General features: G+C 65.4%; 28 protein-coding genes and 2 tRNA genes. 12 read left to right on the top strand and 18 right to left on the bottom strand.

Annotated elements, in window-relative coordinates; translation table 11 throughout:
- Both mfd and Q4G22_RS14485 read right to left on the bottom strand, forming a co-directional pair.
- Positions 1 to 3,340: transcription-repair coupling factor (gene mfd / locus Q4G22_RS14480; protein ID WP_303386598.1), on the bottom strand; the 3,340-nt coding region annotated here is incomplete at its 3' end.
- Between the two features lie 38 nt (positions 3,341 to 3,378).
- Positions 3,379 to 3,927: a hypothetical protein gene (locus Q4G22_RS14485; RefSeq protein ID WP_303386599.1), complete on the bottom strand. Its 549-nt coding sequence runs from the start codon at positions 3,925 to 3,927 to the stop codon at positions 3,379 to 3,381.
- A 78-nt stretch (positions 3,928 to 4,005) separates the two neighbouring features.
- Here Q4G22_RS14485 and hemB point away from each other — a divergent pair, with 78 nt between their 5' ends.
- Complete coding sequence (gene hemB, locus Q4G22_RS14490; RefSeq protein ID WP_303386600.1) at positions 4,006 to 5,022, top strand: porphobilinogen synthase; 1,017 nt, start codon at positions 4,006 to 4,008, stop codon at positions 5,020 to 5,022.
- A 72-nt stretch (positions 5,023 to 5,094) separates the two neighbouring features.
- Complete coding sequence (locus tag Q4G22_RS14495; RefSeq protein WP_368661485.1) at positions 5,095 to 5,754, top strand: YSC84-related protein; 660 nt, start codon at positions 5,095 to 5,097, stop codon at positions 5,752 to 5,754.
- A 6-nt stretch (positions 5,755 to 5,760) separates the two neighbouring features.
- Here the strand turns inward: Q4G22_RS14495 and Q4G22_RS14500 are convergent, their stop codons facing one another.
- From Q4G22_RS14500 to Q4G22_RS14510, 3 genes are read right to left on the bottom strand one after another with little or no spacing between them, the layout of a single operon-like run.
- Positions 5,761 to 6,534, bottom strand: coding sequence for an intradiol ring-cleavage dioxygenase (locus Q4G22_RS14500; RefSeq protein WP_303386601.1), 774 nt, complete (start codon positions 6,532 to 6,534; stop codon positions 5,761 to 5,763).
- 60 nt (positions 6,535 to 6,594) lie between these two features.
- On the bottom strand, positions 6,595 to 7,239 hold the full coding sequence (locus Q4G22_RS14505; RefSeq protein WP_303386602.1) for a GntR family transcriptional regulator: 645 nt from the start codon (positions 7,237 to 7,239) through the stop codon (positions 6,595 to 6,597).
- Between the two features lie 31 nt (positions 7,240 to 7,270).
- A complete protein-coding gene (locus tag Q4G22_RS14510; RefSeq protein ID WP_303386603.1) occupies positions 7,271 to 7,960 on the bottom strand; it encodes a M48 family metallopeptidase in 690 nt (229 codons plus the stop codon).
- A gap of 85 nt (positions 7,961 to 8,045) precedes the next feature.
- Between Q4G22_RS14510 and Q4G22_RS14515 the strand changes: the two genes are divergently transcribed.
- From Q4G22_RS14515 to plsY, 9 genes are all read left to right on the top strand, one after another.
- The gene (locus Q4G22_RS14515; protein WP_303386604.1) at positions 8,046 to 8,366 is read left to right on the top strand and encodes a TIGR02300 family protein; all 321 of its coding nucleotides are present in this window, start codon (positions 8,046 to 8,048) and stop codon (positions 8,364 to 8,366) included.
- Positions 8,367 to 8,559: 193 nt separating this feature from the next.
- Positions 8,560 to 8,635 (top strand) — tRNA-Ala (locus Q4G22_RS14520).
- A gap of 117 nt (positions 8,636 to 8,752) precedes the next feature.
- Complete coding sequence (locus tag Q4G22_RS14525; RefSeq protein WP_303386605.1) at positions 8,753 to 9,715, top strand: aspartate carbamoyltransferase catalytic subunit; 963 nt, start codon at positions 8,753 to 8,755, stop codon at positions 9,713 to 9,715.
- 26 nt (positions 9,716 to 9,741) lie between these two features.
- The gene (locus tag Q4G22_RS14530; protein ID WP_303386606.1) at positions 9,742 to 10,125 is read left to right on the top strand and encodes a hypothetical protein; all 384 of its coding nucleotides are present in this window, start codon (positions 9,742 to 9,744) and stop codon (positions 10,123 to 10,125) included.
- Entirely contained in the window at positions 10,122 to 10,493 is a 372-nt protein-coding gene (locus tag Q4G22_RS14535; protein WP_303386607.1) for a hypothetical protein, read from the top strand. The genes Q4G22_RS14530 and Q4G22_RS14535 overlap by 4 nt, the downstream gene beginning before the upstream one ends.
- The gene (locus tag Q4G22_RS14540) at positions 10,490 to 10,936 is read left to right on the top strand and encodes a hypothetical protein (RefSeq protein WP_303386608.1); all 447 of its coding nucleotides are present in this window, start codon (positions 10,490 to 10,492) and stop codon (positions 10,934 to 10,936) included. The genes Q4G22_RS14535 and Q4G22_RS14540 overlap by 4 nt, the downstream gene beginning before the upstream one ends.
- Positions 10,933 to 11,466, top strand: a complete 534-nt coding sequence (locus Q4G22_RS14545) for a hypothetical protein (RefSeq protein WP_303386609.1) — start codon at positions 10,933 to 10,935, stop codon at positions 11,464 to 11,466. Before Q4G22_RS14540 ends, Q4G22_RS14545 begins: the two co-directional genes overlap by 4 nt.
- Positions 11,463 to 12,764, top strand: a complete 1,302-nt coding sequence (gene pyrC, locus Q4G22_RS14550) for a dihydroorotase (protein WP_303386610.1) — start codon at positions 11,463 to 11,465, stop codon at positions 12,762 to 12,764. The genes Q4G22_RS14545 and pyrC overlap by 4 nt, the downstream gene beginning before the upstream one ends.
- Positions 12,765 to 12,831: 67 nt before the next feature.
- A complete protein-coding gene (gene plsY, locus Q4G22_RS14555; RefSeq protein ID WP_303386611.1) occupies positions 12,832 to 13,416 on the top strand; it encodes a glycerol-3-phosphate 1-O-acyltransferase PlsY in 585 nt (194 codons plus the stop codon).
- Between the two features lie 231 nt (positions 13,417 to 13,647).
- On the opposite strand, the gene Q4G22_RS14560 is transcribed toward plsY, so the two are convergent.
- From Q4G22_RS14560 to Q4G22_RS14620, 13 genes are all read right to left on the bottom strand, one after another.
- Positions 13,648 to 14,706 carry an SGNH/GDSL hydrolase family protein gene (locus Q4G22_RS14560; RefSeq protein ID WP_303386612.1) on the bottom strand — a complete coding sequence of 353 codons (1,059 nt, stop codon included), beginning with the start codon at positions 14,704 to 14,706 and terminating at the stop codon, positions 13,648 to 13,650.
- A 331-nt stretch (positions 14,707 to 15,037) separates the two neighbouring features.
- Positions 15,038 to 16,408 (bottom strand): glutamate--cysteine ligase, encoded by a 1,371-nt coding sequence (locus Q4G22_RS14565; protein ID WP_303386613.1) that lies wholly within the window; start codon positions 16,406 to 16,408, stop codon positions 15,038 to 15,040.
- Positions 16,409 to 16,472: 64 nt separating this feature from the next.
- Positions 16,473 to 16,973, bottom strand: coding sequence for a hypothetical protein (locus tag Q4G22_RS14570; RefSeq protein ID WP_303386614.1), 501 nt, complete (start codon positions 16,971 to 16,973; stop codon positions 16,473 to 16,475).
- Entirely contained in the window at positions 16,970 to 17,791 is an 822-nt protein-coding gene (locus tag Q4G22_RS14575; protein WP_303386615.1) for a GNAT family N-acetyltransferase, read from the bottom strand. The genes Q4G22_RS14570 and Q4G22_RS14575 overlap by 4 nt, the downstream gene beginning before the upstream one ends.
- Complete coding sequence (locus Q4G22_RS14580) at positions 17,788 to 18,429, bottom strand: hypothetical protein (protein ID WP_303386616.1); 642 nt, start codon at positions 18,427 to 18,429, stop codon at positions 17,788 to 17,790. Before Q4G22_RS14580 ends, Q4G22_RS14575 begins: the two co-directional genes overlap by 4 nt.
- Positions 18,423 to 18,857 (bottom strand): molybdenum cofactor biosynthesis protein MoaE, encoded by a 435-nt coding sequence (locus Q4G22_RS14585; protein WP_303386617.1) that lies wholly within the window; start codon positions 18,855 to 18,857, stop codon positions 18,423 to 18,425. Before Q4G22_RS14585 ends, Q4G22_RS14580 begins: the two co-directional genes overlap by 7 nt.
- Positions 18,858 to 18,859: 2 nt before the next feature.
- On the bottom strand, positions 18,860 to 19,105 hold the full coding sequence (moaD, locus tag Q4G22_RS14590) for a molybdopterin converting factor subunit 1 (protein ID WP_303386624.1): 246 nt from the start codon (positions 19,103 to 19,105) through the stop codon (positions 18,860 to 18,862).
- Complete coding sequence (gene pgsA, locus Q4G22_RS14595) at positions 19,101 to 19,730, bottom strand: CDP-diacylglycerol--glycerol-3-phosphate 3-phosphatidyltransferase (protein WP_303386618.1); 630 nt, start codon at positions 19,728 to 19,730, stop codon at positions 19,101 to 19,103. Before pgsA ends, moaD begins: the two co-directional genes overlap by 5 nt.
- A gap of 122 nt (positions 19,731 to 19,852) precedes the next feature.
- Positions 19,853 to 21,715: an excinuclease ABC subunit UvrC gene (gene uvrC, locus Q4G22_RS14600; RefSeq protein WP_303386619.1), complete on the bottom strand. Its 1,863-nt coding sequence runs from the start codon at positions 21,713 to 21,715 to the stop codon at positions 19,853 to 19,855.
- A gap of 300 nt (positions 21,716 to 22,015) precedes the next feature.
- The gene (locus Q4G22_RS14605) at positions 22,016 to 22,792 is read right to left on the bottom strand and encodes an SDR family oxidoreductase (RefSeq protein WP_303386620.1); all 777 of its coding nucleotides are present in this window, start codon (positions 22,790 to 22,792) and stop codon (positions 22,016 to 22,018) included.
- The gene (locus tag Q4G22_RS14610; protein WP_303386621.1) at positions 22,789 to 23,706 is read right to left on the bottom strand and encodes a calcium/sodium antiporter; all 918 of its coding nucleotides are present in this window, start codon (positions 23,704 to 23,706) and stop codon (positions 22,789 to 22,791) included. The genes Q4G22_RS14605 and Q4G22_RS14610 overlap by 4 nt, the downstream gene beginning before the upstream one ends.
- Before the next feature lie 110 nt (positions 23,707 to 23,816).
- On the bottom strand, positions 23,817 to 24,620 hold the full coding sequence (locus tag Q4G22_RS14615) for a S49 family peptidase (protein ID WP_303386622.1): 804 nt from the start codon (positions 24,618 to 24,620) through the stop codon (positions 23,817 to 23,819).
- 42 nt (positions 24,621 to 24,662) lie between these two features.
- Positions 24,663 to 25,676 carry a LacI family DNA-binding transcriptional regulator gene (locus Q4G22_RS14620; protein WP_303386623.1) on the bottom strand — a complete coding sequence of 338 codons (1,014 nt, stop codon included), beginning with the start codon at positions 25,674 to 25,676 and terminating at the stop codon, positions 24,663 to 24,665.
- A 98-nt stretch (positions 25,677 to 25,774) separates the two neighbouring features.
- On the opposite strand from Q4G22_RS14620, the gene Q4G22_RS14625 reads away from it, so the two are divergent.
- A tRNA-Arg gene (locus Q4G22_RS14625) sits at positions 25,775 to 25,848 on the top strand.
- Positions 25,849 to 26,190: the final 342 nt, after the last annotated feature.

Below are 26,190 nucleotides of genomic sequence, written 5' to 3' on the forward strand. Positions count from 1 at the left end.
GCACGATCTTGTTGCCATCCACCTTGGCCTGCCCGCGCTGGTCGGTCAGGAATTCGACCAAGCCCGCCGGATTGGGGAATTTGTCGCCGTGGAACATCACCGTCGCGCCCTTTGGCCCGGCGTCCAGCCGCGCGATATTGGCACGTTTCGCCATCGCCTTGATACGGATGACCAGCAGCAGCGTGTTCACCTCGCGCGGCAGCGGGCCGAAACGGTCGATCAGCTCGGCCGCGAAACCTTCCAGTTCAACCTTGGTGGTCAGCTCGGCCAAGCGGCGATACAGCCCCAGCCGCACATCCAGATCGGCGACATAGCTTTCCGGGATCGTCACCGGCACGCCAAGGTTCAGCACCGGCGCCCATTCATCCTCGGGCGCGGCCTCGATCTCGCCGGATTTCAGCTTGGTGATCGTTTCTTCCAGCATGGCCTGATACAGTTCAAAGCCCACCTCTTTGATATGGCCCGACTGTTCCTCGCCCAACAGATTCCCCGCCCCGCGCAGGTCCAGATCCTGCGAGGCCAGGTTAAAGCCCGCGCCAAGGCTGTCGATAGACCCCAGAAACTTCAGCCGCCGGATCGCCTGCGGGGTCAGCGGCTGGCGCGGTTTCGTGGTCAGATAGCAATAGGCGCGGGCCTTCGACCGCCCGACGCGGCCCCGGATCTGGTAAAGCTGCGCCAGCCCAAACATATCGGCGCGCCAGACGATCATCGTGTTGGCCGACGGAATATCGAGACCGCTTTCCACGATGCTGGTCGCCAGCAGCACGTCATGGCTGCCGTCGTAAAAGGCATTCATCCGCTGGTCCAGATCGCCGGCCGCAAGCTGCCCGTGGGCGACGATAAAGCTGACCTCGGGGACGTGTTCGGTCAGCCAGTCCTGCACCTCGGGCAGATCGGCAAGGCGCGGAACGACAAAGAATGACTGCCCGCCTCGGTATTTTTCGCGCAGCAAAGCCTCGCGGATGGTCACGCTGTCGAATTCGGAAACATAGGTGCGGATCGCCAGCCGGTCCACCGGCGGCGTGCCGATGATCGACAGATCGCGCACCCCGGTCAGCGACAGTTGCAGCGTGCGGGGGATGGGTGTGGCGGTCAGGGTCAGAACGTGGATGTCAGAACGCAGCTCTTTCAGCCGTTCCTTGTGACCGACGCCAAAGTGTTGTTCTTCATCGACAATCAGCAGGCCGAGGTTCTTGAACCGCACCTGTTTGGCCAGCACCGCATGAGTGCCGACGACAATATCGACGCTGCCATCGGCCAGCCCGGCGCGGGTTTCGGCGGCGTCGCGCGCCGACACGAACCGCGACAACGGCCGCACAGTGATGGCCGTGCCGCGGAACCGTTCGGCAAAGCTGCGGAAATGCTGGCGGGCCAGCAACGTAGTTGGTGCCACGACCGCCACCTGACGCCCGGATGCGGCGGCGACAAAGGCGGCGCGCATCGCCACCTCGGTCTTGCCAAAGCCGACGTCGCCGACGACCAGCCGGTCCATCGGGCGACCGGCCGCAAGGTCGGCAGTGACGTCTTCGATGGCGGTCAGCTGATCCTCGGTTTCGGTATAGGGAAAGCGGGCCGAAAACGCCTCCCAATCGTGGTGATCGGGTTCCATCACCGGGGCGGCGCGCAGCAGGCGTTCGGCGGCAACGCGGATCAGGCGGTCGGCGATCAGGCGGATGCGTTCTTTCAGCCGCGCCTTGCGGGCCTGCCAAGCGCCGCCGCCCAGCTTGTCCAGCAGCCCTTCCTCGTGGCCATAGCGCGACAGAAGTTCGATGTTTTCCACCGGCAGATACAGCCGGTCACCGCCCGCATATTCCAGCGCCACGCAGTCATGCGGCACCCCGGCAGCGCGGATCGTTTCCAGCCCGGTATAGCGCCCGATGCCGTGTTCAACATGGACGACAAGATCGCCTGGGGTCAGGTTGGTGGTGTCGCGCAGGAAATTCTCGGCCCGGCGTTTCTTGCGGGCGCCCCGGATCAGCCGGTCGCCCAGAACGTCTTGTTCAGATATGACCGCCAAGCCCTTGGCCGTGAACCCTTCCTCCAGCGGCCAGACGGCCAGCCCAAGCGCGCCCGGACGGTCGGGCAGATCGCCGAGGCTGGCGATGTTGCTGCCATCCTTCAGCTCCTCATCGGCCAGAAGGCCACTCAGCCGGTCGCGCGCGCCTTCGGAAAAGCTGGCGATGACGACGCGGCGATCCTTGCGCAGCGCCTGAATATGATCGGCCAGTTCCTTGAACAAGTTTCCTTTTTCAGCCTGCCGTTCTGCCGCGAAGTTCCGCCCCGCCCGCCCGCCCGCATCCAGCACGCCCAGCCCGGTTGGCTGCGGCAGCGCCACCAGCCGCACGACACGCCGCGCAGCCAACCAGCCGTCCCATTCCTCGGGCGTCGGGAACAGCGCATCGGGCGGCACCGGGCGATAGACCGTATCGCTGCGGCCCTTGGCGGCCATCGCATCGCGGCGGGCCTGATACTGCTCGGCGATCATGCTGCGGCGGGCGTCGATGACCTGCCCGATATGATCGTCCATCATCACACTGGCATCGGGCAGATAGTCGAACAGGCTGTCCATCCGGTCATGAAACCACGGCAACCAATGTTCCATCCCGGCCATCTTGCGACCCGCGCTGACGCCTTCATACAGCGGATCGTTCGTGCCGCCGCCCCAGGTGACGCGATAATTCTGGCGGAAACGGGTGATCGCATCCTCGTCCAGAATCACCTCGGACATGGGGGCGAGTTCGATGCGGTCCAGCTTTTCGGTGGTGCGCTGCGTTTCCGCGTCAAAGCGGCGCGCGCCGTCCAGCACATCGCCGAACAGATCCAGCCGCACCGGCCCCGACTGCCCCGGCGGGTAAATGTCGATGATGCCGCCGCGCACGGCGAAATCGCCCGGCTCGGTCACGGTGGGGGCCTGAACAAAGCCCATTCGCGCCAGGAAATCACGCAAAGCACCGTCGTTGATCCGGTCGCCCACACGGGCGGCAAAGCTGGCCCCGGCGACCACATCGCGCGCAGGCAGGCGCTGCATCACGGCATTCAGCGTTGTCAGCAGCACGAACGGCCCCTTGATCGCGCCCTGCGCCAATGCGGCCAGCGTGGCCATGCGCGTGGCCTGCACGGCACTGGCGGGCGACACGCGGTCATAAGGCGTCGTGTCCCAGGCCGGGAAATCCAGCACCGCCACACCGGGCGCGACAAAGGCCAATGCTGCGCGCATCGCCTCGGCCCGGCGGTCGTCGCGGGCAATGTGGATCACGGGCGCGCCGCGTTCCAGCTCGCGCGCGATCAGGGTGGCGTCAAAGCCCTCGGGCGCGCCGGACAGGATCAGATGGTCAGCCATGCGCGGTCAGGTAAGCTGCGGGCGGGCGGTGTCAAGCCTCAGATGCCAAAGGGGTGCATCAGCCGATACAATGTGCCCCATGCCGCCGTCATCGCGACGGCCAGCACCGACAGCACAAAGACCCAGCGGCGGTGGCGGGTGATCTGGCGCATGGCATCGGCTGCGGCGGCCTCGGGCGTGATTTCGCCGCGCTGCGCAGCATCCAGCAGCGGCATCAGCCGCCACGCCAGCCGCAGCCGCATCAGCAGCAGCAGGGCAAAGGGCACCAGCAGCAAGCTCAGCGCCTGCGCCATCTCGCGCCCATAGCCAAAGCCCAGCACCGCCAGCACAGTCAGCCCGAAACAGCCCGCCCCCAGCAGCCACACCCCGTCACGCGGCGCAATCTGCCAGCGCGGCAAGGTCAGCGACAGCCAGTCCAGCAGCAACATTCCGGCAGGTCCGTCCGGTTCGCGCCGCGCACGGGTCAGCACGTCCAACGGCACGCCCAGCACAGCACGGCCCGAAACTGTCCAGGCCGTGACCAGCACCAGCCAGAACCAGATACTGGCAAAGCTGCGTGACCCCAGCAGGTCGAGAAGTCCTATCATTGGTGGCAAACCGGCCTTTTCTTGTCGTCGGCTGCGCACGACCTTAGAACGGGGGCACAGCAGAGAAAAGGCCCTGTCATGGCAACTCCGATCATCGCCCCCTTTCCCGCAACCCGCCTGCGCCGCCTGCGCCGCACCGAAAACCTGCGCGCCCTGACCGCCGAGGTGCATCTGACCGCCGCCGATCTGATCTGGCCGATCTTTGTGACCGAGGTTGACGGGGCCGAGGGCGAGATCCCTTCGATGCCCGGTGTGCAGCGGCTGACGCTGGACGGCGCGCGGCGGGCAGCGCAGCAGGCGGCGGAACTGGGCATCCCCGCCGTTTGTATCTTTCCGCACACCGCCGCCGAATTGCGCACCGAGGGCTGCGAGCGTGCATGGGATGAAAACAACATCGCCAACCGCGCCATCCGCGCCGTCAAGGAAACCGTGCCCGATCTGGCGGTGATGACCGACATCGCGCTGGACCCCTATAACGCCAACGGTCACGATGGTTTCGTGGTCAACGGCGAAATCCTGAACGATGAAACGGTCGAGGCGCTGGTGCGCATGGCTTTGGTTCAGGCCGAATGCGGCGCCGACATCCTTGGCCCCAGCGACATGATGGACGGCCGGATCGGCGCGCTGCGATCCGCGATGGAGACCGCCGGGCACAAGGATGTCGCCATCCTGTCCTATGCCGCGAAATTCGCCAGCAGCTTTTACGGCCCGTTTCGCGATGCGGTCGGCGCGGCGGGGCGGCTGGTCGGCGACAAGAAGACCTATCAGATCAACCCCGCCAACCGCGAAGAGGCGATCCGCTGCGTTGCCCGCGATCTGGCCGAAGGGGCGGATATGGTGATGGTGAAACCGGGGATGCCCTATCTCGACATCTGCCGCGCGGTGCGCGACCAGTTCGGCGCGCCGACATTCGCCTATCAGGTCAGCGGCGAATACGCGATGATCGAGGGGGCGATTCGCGCCGGCTGGCTGAAACGCGATGTGGTGGTCGAAAGCCTGCTGTCCTTTCGCCGCGCGGGCTGTGACGGCGTACTGACCTATTTCGCGCCTCAGGTGGCCGAGTGGCTGCACCGCGCCGGACGCGGCGGCGCGTGACAATATCTGGCGCATCACCTAAACTGCCCCGCAAGGGCTGGTAAGCGCCCGATCTGTCAAAGGGGCGATCAGATGAGCATGACACGGCGCGGTTTTCTGGCAACGGGGGGCGCGGCACTGGTGCTGGGTGGCTGTGCGATGGCCGTCAACCCGGCAGCCACGGCGCAACTGGACGCGCGGATCAACACCACGCATGAATTTCTGGTCAGCCGCTATCCCGGCACCGCCAGGCTGATCGCCGAAGCGCGGGGCGTGCTGTATATCCCGCTGATGACCGCCGCCGGTTTTGGTATCGGCGGCGCCTATGGCGAGGGCGCATTGCGTATCGGCGGGGCTACGGTCGATTACTATGCTGCCACACAGGCCAGCGTCGGCTTTCAGGCCGGGGCGCAGCAGTTCGCGCATGTGCTGATTTTCCGCACAGAACAGGCTTTGGCCGCCTTCCGTGCCTCGCAGGGCTGGGTCGCGGGGGCGGGTGCCTATTACGCCGCGCCCGATGGCGGCATGGCGATTGGCAGCGATACCATCACCGCGCAACAGCCTGTCGTTGCGGTGATCTTTGGCCAAAGCGGGCTGATGGCCGGTGCCACGATCGAGGGGACGAAATACACCCGGCTTCTGCCCGCCAATGTTGCGCAAACCACGCCGGTCATGCCCCGGCTGCAACTGCCGTGGATGGTCGCCCCGGCGGCGCAGCAGCAGCCCACCGCAGCCCCGGCCACGTCCGGCTGACGCGGATCAGCCGCGCGGCGGCGGGGGCGGCATCCCCTGCCCTCCGCCACCCCGACGCGGCCGCTGCCCCCCGCGTGACACGGCATCGGGCGACACCCCGATAACCAGCGCCGCATCATAGCCACCGTCGATCTGCGTCAGCGCGGCATAGGCCGCATCACCCGCCTGCCGGGCGATACCGTCATTGCTGTTGCGCACCTCGCGGTCGCGCCCGTCGCGGGCGTAGGCCGACACTTGCGCATAAACACCATCGCTGAAGCTGTCGGGAAAGAACATCTGCCCCGTCAGCACATTGCGCTGATCCAAAAACACCTTGAAATGGACATGCGCCGTCCGCCCGCGATACCAGCCGGGGTAGATCGACTGGAACGCGGCCACCCCATCCTGCCCCGCGATCTGTGTGCCGCGCAGAAAGGTTTGCCCGGTGGTATCGCTCACCCGGTCACTGCCCTGCCGGGCATAGCCGCTGTAATTGCCCTGCGCATCGCATTGCCAGACATCGACCCGTGCGCCCGCAATCGGGTTGCAGACCGGATCGACGACCTGCAAGCGCATCCGCAACGGCAGTCCGGGCCGCCGCTCGCGAATATCGGCGCGAATCAGGCCGGGGTCGATGTAATACGGCCCCTCGGTCACTTCGGGCATCAGGGCGCAGACATTGGGGGTAATCAGCCCCGCCTGCACGGCCTGTGCCCGCAGTGCGTGGGGAAAGCTGCCCGCCCCCAGAACGGCAGGCGCCGCAGCGGCCAGCAATTTCAACAGATCGCGGCGATGGGTCATGGCGTTTCCTTTCCAATTGCGCTGGTCATAGCATTCGGTGCCCCAACCAAGGGTAAACGCCTATCCCGCCGTCAAATGCCGCAGCCCATGCGTCACATCCGTGCGCACCGCCAGCCGCAGCGCCGGTTCGTCGCCCGCCCGCAGGGCGGCCAGAATCATCCGGTGATGGCGCGGCGGCTCGTTCCGCCGCACACGACCATACAACACGCGCATGGTCGGCCCCAGTTGCAGCCAGACCGTTTCCAGAATCGCCAGCATCGCGGGGGCCTGCGCACGCAGGTAAAGCGTGCGGTGAAAATCCAGATTGCAGCGGATATAACCCACCGCGTCATGCCGTTCGACCGCATCGGCGATCTGACCGTTCATCACCGCCAGCCGGTCGATCAGCGCAAAATGCGCGCGCGGCAGGGCGCGGGCGGCCAGTTCAGGTTCGATCAATGCCCGCAAGGCCGACAGTTCCTCGATCCGGTCGTCGGTCAGTGCCGGCGTGGTAACGCGCCCCGAGGCCGACAGCGACAGCGCCCCTTCGGCCACCAGACGGCGCACCGCCTCGCGCGCGGGGGTGATGCTGACATGATGTTCGGCTGCGATCCCGCGCAGGGTCAGCGGCTGGCCCGGCGGCAGTTGCCCCAGCATGATACGGCTGCGCAGGCTGCGATACAGCCGTTCATGCGAGGCAGGTTCTGACGGGCGCGGTGCGTTCATGATCCGTTTGTGATCACAAACCGGCAACACGTCAATCGCGGAATTGCCACAGCATCAGATCGCCGCCGTGCCGCCGTAACCAGTCGCGGCGCGGCGCATAGCCGGGCATCAGCCGCCCGACCGCCGCCCAGAACCGGGGCGAATGATTCATATGCGCCAGATGCGCCACCTCATGCGCGGCGACGTAATCCAGCACTTCGGGCGGGGCCATCGCCAGACGCCAGGAAAACATCAGCCGCCCGTCTGCCGTGCAGGACCCCCAGCGGCTGCGGGTGTCGCGCAGACTGATGGCGCGCACCGGGCGGCCAAGCGTCGCCGCATGGCGGTCGCAGGCGGCGCGCAGCCGGTCATGCGCCAGATGCTTCAGGAATGCCGCCACCACCGGCCCGGCGGGACGGTTGGCGGGAATCAGCAGGCGATCCCCGTCGATCCGGGCAGCGCGCAGCGGATGCGAGGTCAGGATCAGCGCCCGCCCCTCGACCGGCAAGGCCGCGCCGGGGGCGACACGCTGAGCCACCGGCATGGCGGCCCGCGCCTGCCGCAGCCAACCCGCCCGCGATTCGGCAAAGGCACGGCCTTCGGCCTCGGTCACGCGGGGCGGCAGGGTCAGCACCGGATCGGCCCCGTCGCGCGGCACCCGCAGCACCATCCGCCGCGCCCGCGCCGATCTGCGCAGCCGCACGGAAATATCGCCACCGATGATAAAACCTGCCGCTGTCATGCCTGCCTGTCGAAAGCCTTTGACACCCCCCGGCACGTGTGGCAGGGGACGCCGGATTCCCTAACCGCGGCAAAAGGAGATTGCCATGCCCAAAGAGGAATGGGGCACGAAACGCCTGTGCCCGCATTGCGCGACGCGCTTTTACGATTTGCAGAACGACCCGATGACCTGCCCCGCCTGCGGCGCGCAGTTCACCGTCGAAAGCCTGATCCAGGGGCGCGGCAAGGCCATCACCTCGGAACGCGCCAGCAGCCGCGCCGACGATCAGGTGGATGTGCTGGATGACGACGCCGATCTGGATGACGACAGCGGCGATCTGGACGACGACCTGCTGGAAGAAGACGATGACGAAGGCGACGTGTCGCTGGACGACATCGCCGATGTCAGCAGCGACGACGAAGACTAAGCGCGTTTTTCGAACGGGCGTGTAACGGGGCCATCGCGGCCCCGTTTTCATATCCGCCCCCTGCCCGGCCAAGGTCCGCGACATTCTTTGCATCCTGTCGCGAAACGGCGAATTTTCCGCTTGCACCCTGCTGCGCCCACCCCTATACGACCCTCCACGCGACGGCGCTGAGGTGCCGAAGCAGACCTCCGGTGGGGCCATAGCTCAGTTGGTAGAGCGCTTGAATGGCATTCAAGAGGTCAGGGGTTCGACTCCCCTTGGCTCCACCAAATTTCCCCCTCAACAGCGACAATCGGACCGCCTGTTGGCGCGATCACGCCCTTGCCGCCAGCGGTCTGGCTGTGTCATAGACCGGCTGTTCCCGCATCGCCGCTGACGAGGCCGACATGACTTTCCGCGCGCGCCACCTGCTTGGCATCGACCATCTGGCCCCGGCTGAAATCGTCACCCTGCTGGATCTGGCCGAACGCTATGTCGAGCTGAACCGGCGCACGGTGAAGCATGCCGACGCGCTGGAGGGCATGACCCAAATCAACATGTTCTTTGAAAATTCGACCCGCACGCAGGCCAGCTTTGAATTGGCGGGCAAGCGTCTGGGGGCGGATGTGATGAACATGGCCGTCGCGCAATCCAGCGTGAAAAAGGGCGAGACGCTGATCGACACGGCGATGACGCTGAACGCCATGCACCCCGATCTGCTGGTGGTGCGGCACCCGCAATCGGGGGCGGTCAACCTGCTGGCGTCCAAGGTGAATTGCGCCGTCATCAACGCAGGCGACGGGCGGCACGAACACCCCACGCAGGCGCTGTTGGATGCGCTGACCATCCGCCGCGCCAAGGGGCGGCTACAACGGCTGACCGTGGCGATCTGCGGCGATATTGCGCACAGCCGGGTGGCGCGCTCGAACCTGATTTTGCTGGGCAAGATGGAAAACCGCATCCGCCTGATCGGCCCGCCGACGCTGATGCCCGCCGGCGCGCGCGATATGGGGGTAGAGGTGTTCGACGACATGCGTCAGGGGCTGAAGGGCGCCGACGTGGTGATGATGCTGCGGCTGCAAAAGGAGCGCATGGACGGCGGCTTTATCCCCTCGGAACGCGAATATTTCCACCGCTGGGGGCTAGACGCGGAAAAGCTGGCCTTGGCCGCGTCCGATGCCATCGTCATGCACCCCGGCCCGATGAACCGGGGCGTTGAAATCGACGGCACCATCGCCGATGACATCAACCGCAGCGTGATTCAGGATCAGGTGGAAATGGGCGTCGCTGTCCGCATGGCGGTGCTGGATCTGCTGGCCCGTAACCTGCGCGCCGAACGCGGCCGCGCGGCGGCAGGGGTGATGGCGTGACCCCGCCGCAGAAGCCGGGCGGACGGATGATCGCGCGCAACCTGCCGAAATGGCAGGGCGTGTTGGTCGCTGTGGTGCTGTTCATCGCAGTTGATGCCGCCTTCGTCGTGATCGCACGCTTTTTCGGTTACGATTCCGGCCTCTGGCCCGGTCTGATCGGCAGTTTGATCGGGGCGGGCATCGGCTTTTTGCTTTACGCCCCCCCACAATGGGCCATGGCAGAGCGCAGGCTGCTGTCCGGCAAAAGCAATAAGATCCCACTGTCGCAGGTCGCTGATGTTCGCATCAATCGTCTGTCAGGGCGCGTCAGCATCTTTGGCGCAGACGGCAATCGCCGCGCCCGGATAAATGCATGGTCTAGGGCGCGGTTCGCCTACGCGATCCGCTCTACCGCGGGGGTGACGGCATGAGCGAGGCCGTCATCAGCGATGCTCTGCGAAAAGCTGCGGCCAGTGGCGGGATTTTCGGGGCGAGGCTGGTTATCCTGCATCTGCCGGGCAGGCAGACGGCGGGCGGCCACATCGGCATTCTGGGGCAGGTGGCGGTCTTGATCGGCACCGTGTTCGTTTGGCTCTGGCGGCCGAACTGCAACGCCCGCCAGCGCATCGCACTGCCACCAAAGGGTCTGCTGCCGGTCCCGATCCGCCTGATCCTGTGCGGAATCATCCTGCGCGCGCCCAACCTGCGCTGGATCGACATCCGCAGCATCCCCAACGTCCGCCGCTTTGTCGCGCAGATCGAAGCCACCCGGCAGACGGCGGCAGAGGCCACCGCATGACCGACCGCAGCCCCGCCTATCGCGACCGCCTGCCCCCGCCCGTTCTGCCCGAGGGTGAGCGTGAGATTGCCCGGTTCACCCCTGACCGCACCCGCTATTTCCGCGATCACGTTGCGCTGGCGGCGGGGGGCGCGGTTGTGGTGGTGCTGATCTTGTGGGCCATCGGGCGCGGGCATCTGCTGTGGACGGGGGTATTTGGCACTTTTGCCGCCATTGCGTTCCGGGGGATGTGGTTCTTTCCCGATGCGATGCGCGCCACATGGCTGCTGACCAATCGCGCCTTGATCGGCCCCGGTCAGGACCGGGTCGAGCGCGGCGACATTGCCACCGTGCGCCGCCTGATGGGCGATGTGCAGGTGGTCACGCGCGGCGGGCGCAAGATCCTGATCCGCCATCTGGAGGATTCCGCCGCCGCCGTGGCGTTGATCGAGGGGAAACGATGAAACCTTACGACTGGCGCCCGCATCTGGAACAGGGTGAGGCCCTGCTGTGGTCAGGTCGCCCCTTTCCCGCGCTGGCGCTGATCCGGCCGACGCAGGCCGAATGGCTGATCGGTGGACTGGGGGCGGTTGGCGTTGCCGCGCTGCTGGTGCTGGATCGCTGGCTGTCGTCGCCTGCGGGCGATCCGGGCGCGCGGGCGGTGATCTTTCTGCTGCTGTTGCTGGGGGCGCTGCTGGTGACGGGCTGGCCGTTCCGTGCCATGCGTCAGCGCAGCCGCGCCCTGCAACAGACGGCCTATGCTGTCACGGATCGCCGCGCGCTGATCGCGCATCAGCGTGACACTGGGGCTTTTCGCGCCTATGCCCTGTCGCGCCGGGCGCAGCCGGTGCTGGAACCTGGGGATCATGGGTTGATGACGCTGCATTTCGGCGGTGACAGCCCGCGTTTCATTCACCTGAAAGACGGCGACCGTATTCTGACAGCCGTCACCGCCGCCCGTCAGGCCGCCTTTAACGCCCGGAAAACGCCATGACCCTGCATTTCACCAACGCCCGCCTGATCGACCCCGAGGCGCAGACCGACGCCCCCGGCAGCCTGACCGTTCAGGAGGGCCGCATCACCGCCCGCGACAGCGCCCCCCCCGAGGGCGCGACGATCATCGACTGTGACGGCAAGTGCCTTGCGCCGGGGCTGGTGGATTGGGGCGTCAAGATCGGTGAGCCGGGCGAGCGGCACAAGGAAAGTTTCCGCAGCGCGGGCCGGGCGGCGGCGGCTGGCGGTGTGACCACGATCATCGCCCGCCCCGACACGATCCCGCCCATCGACACGCCCGAGGCGCTGGAATTCGTCGCCCGCCGCGCCGCCGATGCGCCGGTGAATATCCGCCACATGGCCGCGCTGACCAAGGGGCGTGACGGCCGCGAGATGGTGGAACTGGGGCTGATGTCGGATGCCGGCGCGGTCGCCTTTACCGACGGGGTGCGCGTGGTCGGCGACAGCAAGCTTCTGTCGCGCTGCATGAGCTATGCCCGGTCGCTGGGGGCGCTGATCGTCGGCCATCCGCAAGATGCCAGCCTGTCGCGTGGCGCCGCGGCGACCAGCGGCAAATTCGCCTCGCTTTACGGAATCCCCGCCGTGTCGCCCATGGCCGAGGTGATGGGGCTGGACCGCGATCTGGCACTGGTGGCGATGACGGGCGCGCGCTGGCACGCCGATCAGATCACCGTGGCCGCCAGTCTGCCCGCCCTGCGCCGCGCCCGCGATGCCGGGCGGGATGTGACGGCGGGTATCTCGATCCACCATCTGACGCTGAACGAATTCGATGTGGGCGATTACCGGACGTTTTTCCGCTTTACCCCGCCCTTGCGATCCGAGGATGACCGCGTGGCGATGGTGCAGGCCGTGGCGGATGGCGACATCGACGTGATCGCATCGTTTCACACCCCGCAGGACGAGGAATCCAAGCGCCTGCCGTTCGAGGCCGCCGCCCCCGGCGCGGTCGGCCTGCAAACGCTGCTGCCTGCGGCGATGCGCCTGTATCATCAGGGCGGGCTGACCCTGCCGCAACTGTGGCGGGCGATGTCGCTGAACCCGGCGCGGCGGCTGGGGCTGGACGCGGGGCGGCTGTCAGAGGGCGCGCCCGCCGATCTGGTGCTGTTCGACCCGGACGCACCCTTTGTGCTGGATCGGTTCACGCTGGAATCAAAATCCAGGAACACCCCCTTTGATGGTGCCCGGATGGAAGGCCGGGTGATCGGCACCTGGGTCGCTGGTCGCCCTTTGTTCGGGGAACAGGCCCTCGTGCCTGAGGAACTGTCGCAGGGGGGCTAGCCCCCCATCGCCGCAAGCGGCGATTCCCCCCAGGATATTTGCAAACGAAAGACAGTAGGGCATGGGTATGAGCGCGATAATCTGGATGGTGTCTGGCTATCTGTTGGGATCGGTGCCTTTTGGGCTGGTCATCTCGCGGGCCTTGGGGTTGGGCGATCTGCGGCAGATCGGGTCGGGCAATATCGGCGCCACGAATGTGCTGCGCACCGGCAACAAGGGGGCTGCGCTGGCGACCTTGCTGCTGGACAGCGGCAAGGGGGCCATTGCCGTGCTGCTGGCGCGGTATTTCGGCGGCGAGACGGCGGCTTTGCTGGCCGGGGCGGCGGCGTTTCTGGGGCATTGTTTTCCGGTCTGGCTGGGCTTTCGCGGCGGTAAGGGGGTTGCGACCTTTCTGGGCACGCTGATCGCGCTGTATTGGCCGCTGGGGCTGTTGGCCTGTGCGGCATGGGCGGTGACGGCGGCCGTCAGCCGGATCAGTTCGCTGTCGGCGCTGGTTGCTGCCGCTCTGGTGCCGGTCGTGGCGGGGGCCTTGGGGTTGTGGCCGTTGGCCGGGGCCAGTGCATTCATGGCGGCGCTGATCTTTGTGCGGCACCGTGCCAATATTGCCCGCCTGCTGGACGGAACCGAGCCGCGCATCGGGCGCAAGGGTTAACGGCGCAACAGCAGCGCGCGGCAGGGTGGGCAACGCACGGACAACGCGGCGTGCGTTGCCCGGCGTCTGGGCCAGTAATTGCTGGGGTTCAGGCTGTGCAACATGTGCACAGGCCGTACACAGATTGTGCACCAGCCGTGCACAGGGATGATGTCTGTTGTGTCCTGTTGCGCGTCTGTCCGCAGCGTGCCGAAACAGGATGGGCGCGGTTCAGCCCGCGCCCGGCTGGCGTCAGGCGGTTCGGCGGCGGAAGGAGAACAGGGCGCCAAAGGCGATCAGGATCAGCGGCGCACCGGCAGGCAGCGGGACCGGCGCAGGGGCCGGAGTCAGGCTGGCGGTCAGAGCGCCAAGCGCCATGTCACCGACCAGCTGATGGGCCAGAAAGTTCGGATGAACGCTGTCAAAGAACAGCCGCGTCTGCGAATCTGCCGCACTGCAATATTGTGCCTGTCCAAAGCTGGCGGCCAGACTGGCGGACTGGAACATGCAGGGCGTGGCAACATCGCTGAAGCCGTAATTGTCCGGCTGCGCCACCATATCATGGATCACCGAAAACAGGTCCAGTTCGATCACATTGATCCCTGTCCCCCGCAGCCCGGCGATATTCGTTGACAACTGTTCGTTGAAAGCCACGCTGGCCGCCGTTGCAACGGCCGAGAGCGCGGGCTGAAACACCGAATAAGCAGGGGTCAGGCCGATGTCGGGCAGGTTGGCGATCAGGAAATCGCTGGCTCCGAAACCCGACAGATAGCTGGCGGCACCCGTCACGGCATTGGCGGCGGCGCGGGCCACCGAAATGGCCTGCTGTGCCGGATCGCTGCTGCCAAGCGCGTCAAAGATGTCATTCGCACCCATCAGCAATGAGACCAGCGGGCGGTCTCCGAATTGGCTGCTGCGGTTGGCAAGCTGGCCCTGCTGCCATGCCAGACCGGGGGTCGGGTCAAAGATGCTGGACGCTTCGGTCGCTTCGGCCCCGCCATAGGCAAGGTTGCCCGTGACACGGCCAGCCCCCGTGAATTCGCTGGCGATATGTTCGGCGAATGTCGGGCCGTTGGAAAAACGCCCGTAAAGCCCGGTCCAGAAGCTGCCGGTCTGATAGAATGCCCCCTGCCCGACCTGATTCGAGGTCGGTGCGCCATTCGTGCCAATCCCAAAGACGATCCGATTCAGATTGCCATTGTCGGTCAGGCTGTCGCCCAATGCCCAATAGCTGGTGAACGTATCCGTTACGACCGATGCCTGCCCCCCTGCCGGAACGGCAAGGGCAAGGGCGAGAATAAGGCTGCGCATCATAGTTCCTCCTGTTGAGCGCCCCTGTTATCGGAGCATGGTAACAGAAGCGTGTGCGCAGGCGGTCGCTGTCAATAGAAACGTCGCGTTTTTGCACCCCACCCATGCAGCGGCTGTGCAGACGGTCTTTTGGCCATTGGTTTGGTCGCCTCTGCCTGGATTGTCGCGGATACCCGGAAACAGGGCGACGCCTGCCATCAGGGTCACACAAAGCCAGCCGAGCGTTGCAAACGATGGGTGCCATCAAGCCCGCCCCAAACGTGTTGAGGCGGGTTTCCCCTGTGGGGTGCCGTGATGATCGCGGTCAGAGGTTAAAGATTTCCATGGCGATTCAATATGAATATTCGGCGTAGATGCGGTTCAGATCGCCCGCCCATTCGCCGCGATATCTCGCCAGCAATTCATCGGACGGCACCTGCCCGCTGTCCACGCTTTCGCGCAAAGCGTTCAGGAAATGCGTCTCATCCGGCACAAGGCCGCCAGCACCGGGGCGGGCGCGAGCCTTGAGGCCCTGTTCGGCAATCGCCAGCACCTCGCGCGCAAGATCGTGCAGGCGGACGCCGCCCGCCTGCCCTTGCAGCGCATCGCGGGCAGCGGCGCGGCGCAGCCCTTCGCGGGTTTCCGCGTCCCAGTTTTTGATGAGGTCGGTCGCGGCATCCAGCGCGCCTTGGTCATACAGCAGCCCGACCCACAGCGCAGGCAGCGCGCACAGCCGCCGCCACGGGCCGCCATCGGCACCGCGCATCTCGATATATTTCTTGACGCGGGCCTCGGGGAACACGGTGGTCATATGGTCCGCCCAGTCGGACAGCGTGGGGACCTGGCCGGGCAAGGCAGGCAGGCGACCGTTCAGAAAATCGCGGAAAGACTGGCCCAAGGCGTTGATATATTTGCCATCCCGATAGACGAAATACATCGGCACATCGAGGACGTAATCCACCCAACGTTCATAGCCGAACCCGTCCTCGAACACGAAGGGCAGCATCCCGGTGCGCGCTTCGTCAAGGTTCTGCCAGATATGCGCGCGCCATGACTTCATCCCGTTCGGTTTGCCGTCGAGGAAAGGCGAATTGGCGAACAGCGCCGTCGCCACCGGCTGCAAAGCCAGCGCGACGCGCAGTTTCTGCACCATGTCGGATTCGGACGCAAAGTCCAGATTCACCTGCACGGTGCAGGTGCGATACATCATCTGCGTTCCCAGCGTGCCGACGGTTTCCATATAGGGCGTCATCAGCGCATAGCGGCCCTTGGGCATCATCGGCATCTGATCCTGCCGCCAGATCGGCGCGGCGCCGAGGCCGATGAAGCCGGCGTTCATGTCATCGGCCACCGCCCGCACCTCGGCCAGATGCTGGTTCACCTCGTCACAGGTCTGGTGGATGGTTTCCAAGGGCGCGCCCGATAGTTCCAACTGCCCGCCCGGTTCCAGCGAGACATTCGCGCCGTCGCGTTCCAGCCCGATCAGCTTGTCCTGTTCATGCACCGGCGACCAGCCAAAGCGGTCGCGCAGGCCGGTCAGCATGGCGTGGATCGACTGCGGCCCGTCATAGGGCAGCGGCAGCAGCTTGTCGTGCGAATAGCCGAATTTTTCGTGTTCCGTCCCGATGCGCCAATCTTCGCGCGGCTTTTCGCCGGATGCGACATAGGCCGCCAACTGCTCACGGGATTCGATCGGGCCGCCGCCCTGTTGCGGAATAGACATGCGCGGCCCTTTCTGTTGATCGCCGATGACAGGTGGCAATCACGGCGGCGTTAGTCAAGCCGGGTCATCGCGGCCTGCGCCAAAGGGTGCGCATCGGGCCTGACTGCGCTTGGCTGATGGCGGCGGCGATGGCGCCCATATCCACCCCCGGCAGCGCGGCAAAGGCATCGGCCAGCGCGGGCGCCCCCGCCGCATCCAGCGGGATCAGCAGGGCCTGCCCATCCGCCGCCTTCAGCCGCCAATGCGGATCGCCGTCCAGCACCAGCAGGCGAATTTCGGTCAGGCTGCGCAGAGCGATCTCGCCGCCCAGCATCCGCGCGCCGTAATAGCGGATCGCGCCTTCGTCCACCTCAACCACGCCCGGCGCGGCGATGGGGCGGGCAAAGCGGGCGCGGCGCAGCGCGCCGATCAGCCACAAAAGCGCGACCGCGCCGCCCGTCAGCCCAAGCGCGGCAAAGAACCAGCCGCCCAGCCGCGCCAGCCACAGGCAGGCCGTTGCTGCACCAATGGCGGCCAGCGATTCGCCCCACGGGCGCAGGCGGTCGATCAGGTCGGGGCGGATCATGGGATGCGCTGCGGTTGGGCAAGGATCAGCAGCCGCACCCGGCCCGCCGGGCGAAAGCCGATGGCGGTATAGGCGCGGGCGGCGGTGTCGCTGGCGGCGAACAGAAAGGCGCGGCTGATCCCCTGCGCCCGCGCCTCGGCCAGATGCAGGGCCACGGCGGCGCGGGCATAGCCGCGCCCGCGCAAGCCCGGCGGGGTATAGACGCCGCCGATCTGCACAAGGTCCGGCAGGCGAGCGTTGAACCCAGTCATGGCGAGGGGGGCGCTGCCACGCCACAGGATGCGGTGGGATTGCTCGGCGGCATAGGTGTCAATATTTGCGCGGGCCAGACGTTCGGCTGTGGCGGGGTCGTCGCCCAGTATTTCCACGCGATAGTCAGCGTTCCAGCGATAGAGCAGCGGCAGATCGGCAGGGGCGATGCCGCGCAGGTCCAGCCCGGTGGTGTCTGGCGGGGTCATATCCGCAAGGGTCAGCGCAAAGGCAGGCTCGCCCCGGTCCAGCGTGGTTGCACCGTTAAGAGCCAGAGCGGCACGGGCGGCCTGCACCTGATCCTCGGCCCCGATGATGCCGCTGATGGTTTGGCCGGACAGCGCCACCCGCGCCGCCGCCCAATTACCGCCCGGCAGTTGCGGCAGCAAAACACCGCCCTTGGTCAGCCCGACCATCCCCGCCGCATCGCGCCAGATACGCACAGATCGCGGGTCATCGCCGTTCAGCCCATAGTGACGCAGGTTCGATTCCAGAAACACCGGGCCTTGCGCATTCGCGGCCAGCCAGTCCAGCGTCGCGGGGATCTCGGCAACGGTGATCGGGGTCATGGGTGCGCCGTCCTTTGCGTATTTGGGCAAACAGCAAGCGGATCGGGCAGGTTTTCGGCGAAATGGCGCAGGTCATCAGCGACCGTGATCTGGTCGCGCAGCCAGATGCCAAGATCGGGCGATTTTTGGTGCCAGTGACCGCGGAAAAATATCTCGATGGCCTGATCGGGCAGCGTGATGGCGCGGCACAGGCCGGATTGTGGCGGGCCGTCATGCGGTGCACTGGTCAGAAACATGGTGGTGCTGGGGTATGCGTAGGTCAAGGCGCGGTCTGGGTAGGCAGGCCAGACCGATAAGGCAGCGCGGTCGATGCGGATCAGAATGCGCTGTTTCAACCAGCCATCAGGTCTGCCGGTCAGCGCGCCAAAGGCGGCGGCATAGCGTGCCTCGGGGGTGGTCCGTGGTTCGGTCTGGCAAAACCTGACCCCATCCGCCAAAGCGCCGAACACCCAAAAGCCGCAGCGGTGATGGCCGGGCGGCAGGGCGGGCAAGCGAGGCGCTGTCGGGTCTTTGTTCAGGCGGTGTGCATCGGCACAGTCATCAATCTCGCGCCACCATGTGCCACAAAAGGAGCCGTTGAAAAACTGGTCCCAAACGCTCCACGGGCTTTCGCCGCGATAGACATATTGCCCTACCACCGGTCCAGCGCCGCTTCGTCGCTGTCTTTGGCGGCGACCCATTCGCCCTGCCCGTCCGGGCCGATTTCGCGTTTCCAGAAGGGCGCGCGGGATTTCAGCCAGTCCATCAGGTAATCGGCAGCGTCAAAGGCGGCGCGGCGGTGGCGGGCGGCGGTGGCGACCATCATGATCTGTTCGCCCACGCGCAAGTGGCCATAGCGGTGGAGAATGCGCCAGTCGGTCAGATCGAACCGTTGTGCGGCCTGCTGGCCGTATTCGGTCAGGGCGCGTTCGGTCATGCCGGGATAATGTTCGATGTCCAGCGCCTGCATCTGGCCTGTGTCATCGCGAACAAGGCCGGTAAAGGTCACGACCGCGCCAGCCCCCGCGCCGAAACCGGCCAGTTCGGCGGCAAGGTCAAAGGGGGCGGTCTGGACGCGGGCGCTCATCGTCAGCCGCCGGTCATGGGCGGGAAGAAGGCGACTTCGCGGGCATCCGCCAGCAGGGCATCCAGCGGCATCAGGCGCTGATCGACGGCGCAGCGGATCGCGGACAGATCGGCAAAGGCGGCGGCGTGCCAGTCATCCATACGGCGCAGTTCATCCACCAGATCGGCCACGGTGGCGGCGCTGGTTTCGATGGTTTCGCGCGGCACGCCGATGCGTTCACGCAGCCATGCAAAATAAAGCACCTCAATCGACATGATGGTCCCTCAGATAAGGGCGGGCCTTGCTGAAATAATCCCAGCCGGTCAGTGCTGTCAGCGCCGCCGCGATCCAGATCAGCAGCAGTCCGACCTGTGTGGCCAGCGCCGCCCATGTCGTGGACCACGGCAGCCCGGTTTCACCCACACGCGGCGGCTGACCGTATTCGATATAGGCCAGCCCGGTGCCCAGAAACAGCGTCGCGATGGCCACCATCTGCGCGGTCGTTTTCCACTTGGCGATGTTGGTGACCTTCAGCAGCCCGGCCTTGTCACCCAGAAATTCGCGCAGGCCAGACACAAAGACTTCGCGGAACAGGATCACCGAAACGGGCAGAATCAGCCACGGGTTCATCCCGGAATAGCCGGTGATCACGACCAGCGCGATCACCACCATCGCCTTGTCGGCGATCGGGTCCATCGCGGCGCCGAAACGGCTTTCCTGTTGCCAACTGCGCGCCAGATGGCCGTCGAACCAGTCGGTGATCGCCGCAAGGACAAACAGCGTCAGCGCCGCGAAATCAGCAAAAGGGCGGTGAAAATACAGGAACATGATCGGAACGGCGGGCGCCGCGATCAACCGCATCATGGTCAGGATATTGGGCAGGGTCCAGCGCATGGGGGGAAGCTAGTGCCTGCGGACGGGTTTTGGAAGGGGGGCACGCAGGCGGAACATCAGGTTGTGCGGAAACCGGCAACCCGCACCGCAACAGCCGCAGCCCCCCTTGCAGAACAGCGCATCTAGCGGCCCGGATTAAAGAAATCGTGAATGGTCTGCGCGATGGTCGCACTGATACCGGGCACGGCCTGCAAATCGGCCAGCCCCGCACCACGCACCGCCTTGGCCGAACCGAAATGCGCCAGCAGGGCGCGTTTACGGGCCGCGCCGACACCGGGGATGTCGTCCAGAGGATTGGCCAGCGCCTGTTTCGTGCGCCGGGCGCGGTGGGTGCCGATGGCCCAGCGGTGCGCCTCGTCCCGCAGGCGCTGGATGAAATACAACACCGGGTCATTCATGCGCAGCGCCATGGGGCGTGCGCCGGGGCGGTGGAATTCCTCTTTGCCATGGTCGCGGTCCACGCCCTTGGCCACGCCGATGATGGGGATGTCGTTCACGCCCATTTCAGTCAGGATGCCTTCGACCGCCGACACCTGCCCCGCGCCGCCGTCGATCAGCAGCAGATCGGGCCAGGCTTCGGTCTGGCGGTCGGGGTCGTCTTTCAGCAGGCGGGCAAAGCGGCGGGTCAGCACCTCGCGCATCATGCCAAAATCGTCGCCGGGGGTAATCTCGGTGCCCTTGATGTTGAACTTGCGATACTGGTTCTTCATCCAGCCCTCTGGCCCGGCGACGATCATCCCGCCCACCGGCGCGGTGCCCATGATGTGCGAGTTGTCGTAAACCTCGATCCGTTTCGGGGGGCCGGGCAGATTGAATGCCTCGGCCAGACCGGCCAGCAGGCGCAGTTGCGTGGCGCTTTCGGACATGCGGCGGGCCAGCGATTCGCGGGCATTGCGCAGGGCATTGGCCACCAGCTCCAGCTTTTCACCGCGCTGCGGGGTCAGCACCTCGACCTTGCGACCGGCGCGTTCCGACAGAACCTCGGCGGTCAGATCGGGGTCTTCGGGCGGATGCGACAGCAGAATTTGACGCGGCGGCGGCTTGTCATCGTAGAATTGCAGCAGGAACGCCTGCATCACCTCGTCCGCCGATTCCGCACCACCCAGCCGGGGGTAAAAGTCGCGGTTGCCCCAGCTTTGGTTGGCGCGGATAAAGAACACCTGCACGCACGCCTGCCCGCTGTCCATATGCAGGGCCACGATGTCGGCCTCGGGCACGCCGCGCGGGTTGATCGCCTGAACCGACTGCACGGCGGTCAGGGCCTTGATCCGGTCGCGCAGGGCAGCGGCGCGTTCGTATTCCATCGCCTCGGCGGCGGCGGCCATCTGATCGGCCAGATCGGCCTGCACACGCGTCGATTTGCCTTGCAGAAACAATTCGGCATCCGCCACCAGCGCGGCATAATCGGATTCGGAAATCTTGCCCACGCAGGGCGCGCTGCACCGCTTGATCTGATACATCAGACAGGGGCGGGTGCGCGATTCAAACACGGAATCGGTGCAGTTGCGCAACAAAAACACCCGCTGAAGCTGATTCAGCGTCCGGTTGACGGCCATCCCGCTGGCGAAGGGGCCATAGTAATCGCCCTTTTCCGACTTGGCGCCGCGATGTTTCTTGATCTGCGCGAAGGGGTGCGACTTGGCGACCAGAATATTGGGGAATGATTTGTCATCCCGCAGCAGCACGTTATAGCGCGGCTTGAGCTGCTTGATGAGGTTCTGTTCCAGCAGCAGCGCCTCGGTTTCGGTGCGCGTGGTCAGGAACATCATGGAACAGGTTTCCCGGATCATCCGGGCGATGCGCGCCGTGTGGCCGGTGTCGCGGGCATAGTTCGACACCCGCGCCCGCAGATTGCGCGCCTTGCCGACATACAGAACCGCGCCCTGCGCATCCAGCATCCGATACACGCCGGGGCTGGAATCCAACGTGCGCAGGTAATCCTGAATCAGCGGCTGGCCGGTTTTGGGGGGCAAGGTGTCAGTCATAGCATCAGATGTGTGATTCCCCCGCCGGGCTGCAAGCTGGGGCGACAAAGATCAAGGGCAAAGCTGTCCACGGAATCTGTGGATAACTCTGTGGGTGAGATTTGCCCAGCCCGCTTTTTGCCAGCGATTGTTAAGGCTTCGTAAATCTGCCTTACTTTTAGGCAGGCTAATATCCATATGTTTTTTAAAGATTCTTTTTTACCCCGGCCGCAATGGACTGATAAACAAGCAGGAATCATGACGCTTTTGTTATGATCTGCGTCAGAGTGGACAAGTTGACGCAGCCAAGTTGCCGCATCGTCATTCGACACCTTGCACATCCGGGGTGCGCCAGCCCAGATGCTGGCCGCCATCCACGCAGATCAACTGCCCCGTCACAGCCGGCGCATCCAGAAAATAGCCCAGCGCAGCGGTCACATCGTCAGGCCCCGCCCCGCGTTGCAGGATGGTTGCGGCGCGCTGGCCATCGAAATGCTGCTGGCTCTGACGGGCACCGCGCATGGTGGGGCCGGGGCCGATGGCATTCACCCGGACCGCGGGGGCCAGCGCCTGCGCCGCCGTGCGGGTCAGCGCCCACAGCCCGGCCTTGGCCAGCGAATAGGTCATGAACTCGGGCGTCGGTTTCAGCACCCGCTGATCGACCATATTGACGATCAGGCCAGTGGCGCGCGGTTCATCGCCGGACAGATCGGCGGGCGCGGCCTGCGCGGCGAAATCCTGCATCAGCCAGAACGGCGCGCGCAGATTCGATCCGATATGGCGATCCCAGCTTGTGGGTGTGGCGCTGTGAATGGTGTCATATTCAAAGATCGAGGCGTTATTCACCAGCACCGACAACGGCCCCAACGCCGCCCGCGCCGCAGGGATCAAGGCGCGGGTCGCGTCATCGTCCAACAGATCCGCTTGCAGTGCCACGGCAGGCACGCCCATGGACCGCGCCTGCTGCGCCACCGCCTCGGCCTCGTCGGCGGAACGGTCGTAATGGATGGCGACCGGATGGCCGCGCCCGGCCAGATACAGCGCCATCGCCCGGCCCAGCCGCCGCGCCGCGCCCGTGACCAGCGCCGCGCCCGTCACAGCAGCACCCAGACATAGGCGGCATAGGCCGCAACCATCGCTGCCCCTGCCCCGCGCGTGATCCTGATGCCGCGCAGCAGAAACGGCCACAGGATCAGCGCCGCCGCCAGCATGACCCACAGATCAAGCCGCAGCATCTGCGCGGGCACCGGCAGCGGTTTTATCAGCGCGGTAATGCCCAGAATCATCAGGATGTTGAAAATGTTCGACCCGACGACATTCCCCAGCGCCAGTTCCGGTCGCCCACGCAGCGCCGCAACGACCGAAGCCGCCAGTTCCGGCAGCGAGGTGCCGATGGCCACCAGCGTCAGGCCGATCACCGCCTCGGACACGCCCAGATTGCGGGCAATATCGGTCGCCCCTGTCACCAGCAGATGCGCGCCGACCGGCAGCGCCACCAGCCCGGCCACCAGCCAGATGATGGTCTTTGGCCACGGTTCGCGCTGGTCTGTTACGCCTGCGTCATCCTCTTTCGCGGTAGAAAGCTGCCGCCACAGCGTCAGGCCCATCGCGGCCAGCAGGATCAGCCCCTGCACCTGACCCAGCGGCCCCATCAGCGCCAGCGCGATCAACAGAACCGACGCGCCCATCATGATCCACCAGCTTTCGCGCAGATCGACGGCGCGGGTATAGATCGGTGCAATCAGCGCGGAAATGCCAAGGATCACCAGCACATTGGCGATGTTGGACCCGACGACATTGCCCATCGCCAGATCCGTCGCCCCCCGCAACGCGGCGGAAACAGACACGATCATTTCCGGTGCCGAGGTGCCAAAGGCCACCACCGTCAACCCCACCACCAGGGGGGAAATCCCCAGCCGCAGCGACAGTGCCACCGCACCGCGGACCAGAAACTCGCCGCCCACCAGCAGAATGGCCAGACCGGCGGCAATCATCAAAAGATCAACGAACAAGGCCCAGCTTCCTTAGCAGTTTCAGCACAAAGGCGCGCGGTCCCGGCCCGGCGATCAGGGCCAGTGCGATCATAAACAGCAAAAACAGGATGGCAGATTTGACCATTACATCAGCCACCGATGCCAAAGCGCGACCAGATGGCACGATCCTGCGCCGTATCCATCAGCGCATCCGCCGACAGCCCGATCCGGCGGAACCATGGCTGGCGCAAACCATAGCGCAGGAACCGCACGTCATCGCCGTAAAGCGCGCGCATCCTGGGTTCCAGATGCGCGATGCCATCGGCCAGCCCCAGTTCCACGGCCCGCTGACCAGCCCAGAACTCGCCCGTGAACAGGTCGGTATCGGCGGCCAGCCGGGCACCGCGCCGCGCCAGCACCTGCGCCTTGAACGCGGCGTGAATGGGTTCCAGAACGGCGTGCAGGCGGGCCACATCCTCGGGCTTTTCGGGGCGGAACGGGTCCAGCGTCGATTTCGACCGGCCTGCGGTATGGACGCGACGTTCGATCCCCCAACGGGCGATCAGATCCTGAAAGCCAAAGCCCGCCGAGATCACGCCAATGGACCCCAGCACCGAACTGTCATCCGCCCAGATGTGATCCGCCGCCGTCGCCAGCCAATACCCGCCGGAGGCCGCCACATCCTCGACAAAGGCATGAACCGGCAGATCGTGCTTGTCCGCCAGCCGCCGCACCCGCGCCGCGATCAGCGAGGATTGCACCGGCGACCCGCCGGGCGAGTTGATGACCAGCGCCACAGCCTGCGGCTTGCCCTTGGTAAAGGCGCGCGCCAGCACCGGGGCCAGCGCCGCATCCGACAGTCCGGGCGCGCCCCGGCCAGCGGCGCCGATAACGCCCTGCATACGAACAACGGCGACACGCGCCGGACGAGGGGAAAGGAACGGAATACGCATGGCCAGTCAAATAAGGTGGCCATCCCTGCGGGGCAAGGCGGTTCAATGACTGCGGATGGTTTCGCCCGGAATGAAGGTCGGGATCAGCGCCACCACCCGATCCGGCGGCGCGCTATCCTTGCCCGCCACGATCCGCGCGGCCCGGCGGCCAATTTCAACCCGGCGCGCGTCGGTGGTGGTCAGCCGCACCGGCAAACCTTCCAGTAAATCAACGCCGTTAAAGCCCGCCAGACCGATCCGCCCCGGAATGTCATAGCCCTGATCCAGACACCACAACAGCCCGCCCGCGCCGATCATGTCGTTCGAATAATACAGAAAATCCAGCTCCGGCGCGCGCGACAGGATACGTTGCGTCAGCTCGCGCCCCCTCAGCAGTGATGAATTGCCCTGATAATATTCCCGCGCCTCCAGCGAGACACCGGCTTCGGCCAAGCCTTCCTCGAACCCGGCCAGCCGTTTGCGGGCGCGGTGATCCTCGGGCATGTGGGTGCCGACGAAACCGATACGGCGATAGCCCGCCGCCAGAATCCGGGCCGCCATTTCCCGCCCGGCCCGGATGTGCGAGATGCCGACGATGGTGTCGATCGCCTCGCCGTCGGTATCCATGATCTCGACCACCGGGATGCCCGCGCTTTGCAGCATGGCGCGCGAGGCCTTGCTGTGTTCCAGCCCGGCCAGAATCACCCCCGAGGGGCGCCAGGACAGCATGTCATACAACACCATTTCTTCGCGCGCGGGGGAATAGTTGGTAACGCCGATCACGGGTTGCAGGCCGGTATCGTCCAGTTCCGCCGAAATCCCGCCCAGCACATCGGGAAACACCAGATTCGACAGCGAGGGGATCACGATGGCCACCAGATTCACCCGCTGACTGGCCAGCCCGCCGGCGATCTTGTTGGGCACATAGCCCAGCGTCTTGGCCGCCGTCAGCACCTTTTCCCGCGTCGCCGCCGAAACATCGCCCCTGTTGCGCAGCACCCGGCTGACGGTCATTTCACTGACGCCCGAGGCTTCGGAGACGTCACGCAGGGTCAAGGGGCGGCGGGATCTGGACATAAACGGCTATCCTGTTGGCGGGTGGATCAGTGTTAGCGAACAACACCCCCGCCGTCCAGCTTGCCATTCGGCCCGCAGCGCGCGAAAAGGCAGATGCTGGCCCCGTGGCTCAACTGGATAGAGCAGCCCCCTCCTAAGGGGCAGGTTGCAGGTTCAAGTCCTGCCGGGGTCAGAAATAAAATCAATGATTTATCTCTAAGAAAATCCACACATCCTAGGCATTACGCACAGATTGAGGCCAGCCAGACCGGTTGGACTGACAGTCCTACCCCCAACGCGAATCGAGTGCGAGCAGCATCAACACAGCAAGCGGGGCGATGTGAGCCCAGGCAGGGGAACCAATCACCAGAAGCGAAGCAGAAGAAACGCTTTTGGGGCAGTTCTTTCCCCGTCTCTTCTGCTGATTACAGCAGGTATGTAGGGCGTCCAGAAAGCTGGTCCTGGATAGCATCAATGACCTGCCGGGCTAGGCTCCAGACTTCGGTAACGGGGTCGTCTCAGTCAAGCGGTTTTT

Origin of the sequence: Paracoccus sp. (in: a-proteobacteria) (assembly GCF_030538655.1) — a bacterium.
In the GTDB taxonomy this organism is placed as follows: domain Bacteria; phylum Pseudomonadota; class Alphaproteobacteria; order Rhodobacterales; family Rhodobacteraceae; genus Paracoccus.

Bases quoted from the DNA above. Each gene is read 5' to 3' on its own strand.
- Q4G22_RS14615 (WP_303386622.1), bottom strand. From the start codon at position 24,620: ATGCGTATTCCGTTCCTTTCCCCTCGTCCGGCGCGTGTCGCCGTTGTT.
- Q4G22_RS14505 (WP_303386602.1), bottom strand. From the start codon at position 7,239: ATGAACGCACCGCGCCCGTCAGAACCTGCCTCGCATGAACGGCTGTAT.
- Q4G22_RS14510 (WP_303386603.1), bottom strand. From the start codon at position 7,960: ATGACAGCGGCAGGTTTTATCATCGGTGGCGATATTTCCGTGCGGCTG.
- Q4G22_RS14560 (WP_303386612.1), bottom strand. From the start codon at position 14,706: ATGCGCAGCCTTATTCTCGCCCTTGCCCTTGCCGTTCCGGCAGGGGGG.
- Q4G22_RS14585 (WP_303386617.1), bottom strand. From the start codon at position 18,857: ATGAGCGCCCGCGTCCAGACCGCCCCCTTTGACCTTGCCGCCGAACTG.
- Q4G22_RS14495 (WP_368661485.1), top strand. From the start codon at position 5,095: ATGAGCATGACACGGCGCGGTTTTCTGGCAACGGGGGGCGCGGCACTG.
- Q4G22_RS14525 (WP_303386605.1), top strand. From the start codon at position 8,753: ATGACTTTCCGCGCGCGCCACCTGCTTGGCATCGACCATCTGGCCCCG.
- Q4G22_RS14485 (WP_303386599.1), bottom strand. From the start codon at position 3,927: ATGATAGGACTTCTCGACCTGCTGGGGTCACGCAGCTTTGCCAGTATC.
- Q4G22_RS14515 (WP_303386604.1), top strand. From the start codon at position 8,046: ATGCCCAAAGAGGAATGGGGCACGAAACGCCTGTGCCCGCATTGCGCG.
- Q4G22_RS14500 (WP_303386601.1), bottom strand. From the start codon at position 6,534: ATGACCCATCGCCGCGATCTGTTGAAATTGCTGGCCGCTGCGGCGCCT.
- Q4G22_RS14545 (WP_303386609.1), top strand. From the start codon at position 10,933: ATGAAACCTTACGACTGGCGCCCGCATCTGGAACAGGGTGAGGCCCTG.
- Q4G22_RS14530 (WP_303386606.1), top strand. From the start codon at position 9,742: ATGATCGCGCGCAACCTGCCGAAATGGCAGGGCGTGTTGGTCGCTGTG.
- Q4G22_RS14620 (WP_303386623.1), bottom strand. From the start codon at position 25,676: ATGTCCAGATCCCGCCGCCCCTTGACCCTGCGTGACGTCTCCGAAGCC.
- pgsA (WP_303386618.1), bottom strand. From the start codon at position 19,730: ATGCGCTGGACCCTGCCCAATATCCTGACCATGATGCGGTTGATCGCG.
- hemB (WP_303386600.1), top strand. From the start codon at position 4,006: ATGGCAACTCCGATCATCGCCCCCTTTCCCGCAACCCGCCTGCGCCGC.
- Q4G22_RS14565 (WP_303386613.1), bottom strand. From the start codon at position 16,408: ATGTCTATTCCGCAACAGGGCGGCGGCCCGATCGAATCCCGTGAGCAG.
- uvrC (WP_303386619.1), bottom strand. From the start codon at position 21,715: ATGACTGACACCTTGCCCCCCAAAACCGGCCAGCCGCTGATTCAGGAT.
- pyrC (WP_303386610.1), top strand. From the start codon at position 11,463: ATGACCCTGCATTTCACCAACGCCCGCCTGATCGACCCCGAGGCGCAG.
- Q4G22_RS14540 (WP_303386608.1), top strand. From the start codon at position 10,490: ATGACCGACCGCAGCCCCGCCTATCGCGACCGCCTGCCCCCGCCCGTT.
- Q4G22_RS14535 (WP_303386607.1), top strand. From the start codon at position 10,122: ATGAGCGAGGCCGTCATCAGCGATGCTCTGCGAAAAGCTGCGGCCAGT.
- Q4G22_RS14570 (WP_303386614.1), bottom strand. From the start codon at position 16,973: ATGATCCGCCCCGACCTGATCGACCGCCTGCGCCCGTGGGGCGAATCG.
- Q4G22_RS14575 (WP_303386615.1), bottom strand. From the start codon at position 17,791: ATGACCCCGATCACCGTTGCCGAGATCCCCGCGACGCTGGACTGGCTG.
- plsY (WP_303386611.1), top strand. From the start codon at position 12,832: ATGAGCGCGATAATCTGGATGGTGTCTGGCTATCTGTTGGGATCGGTG.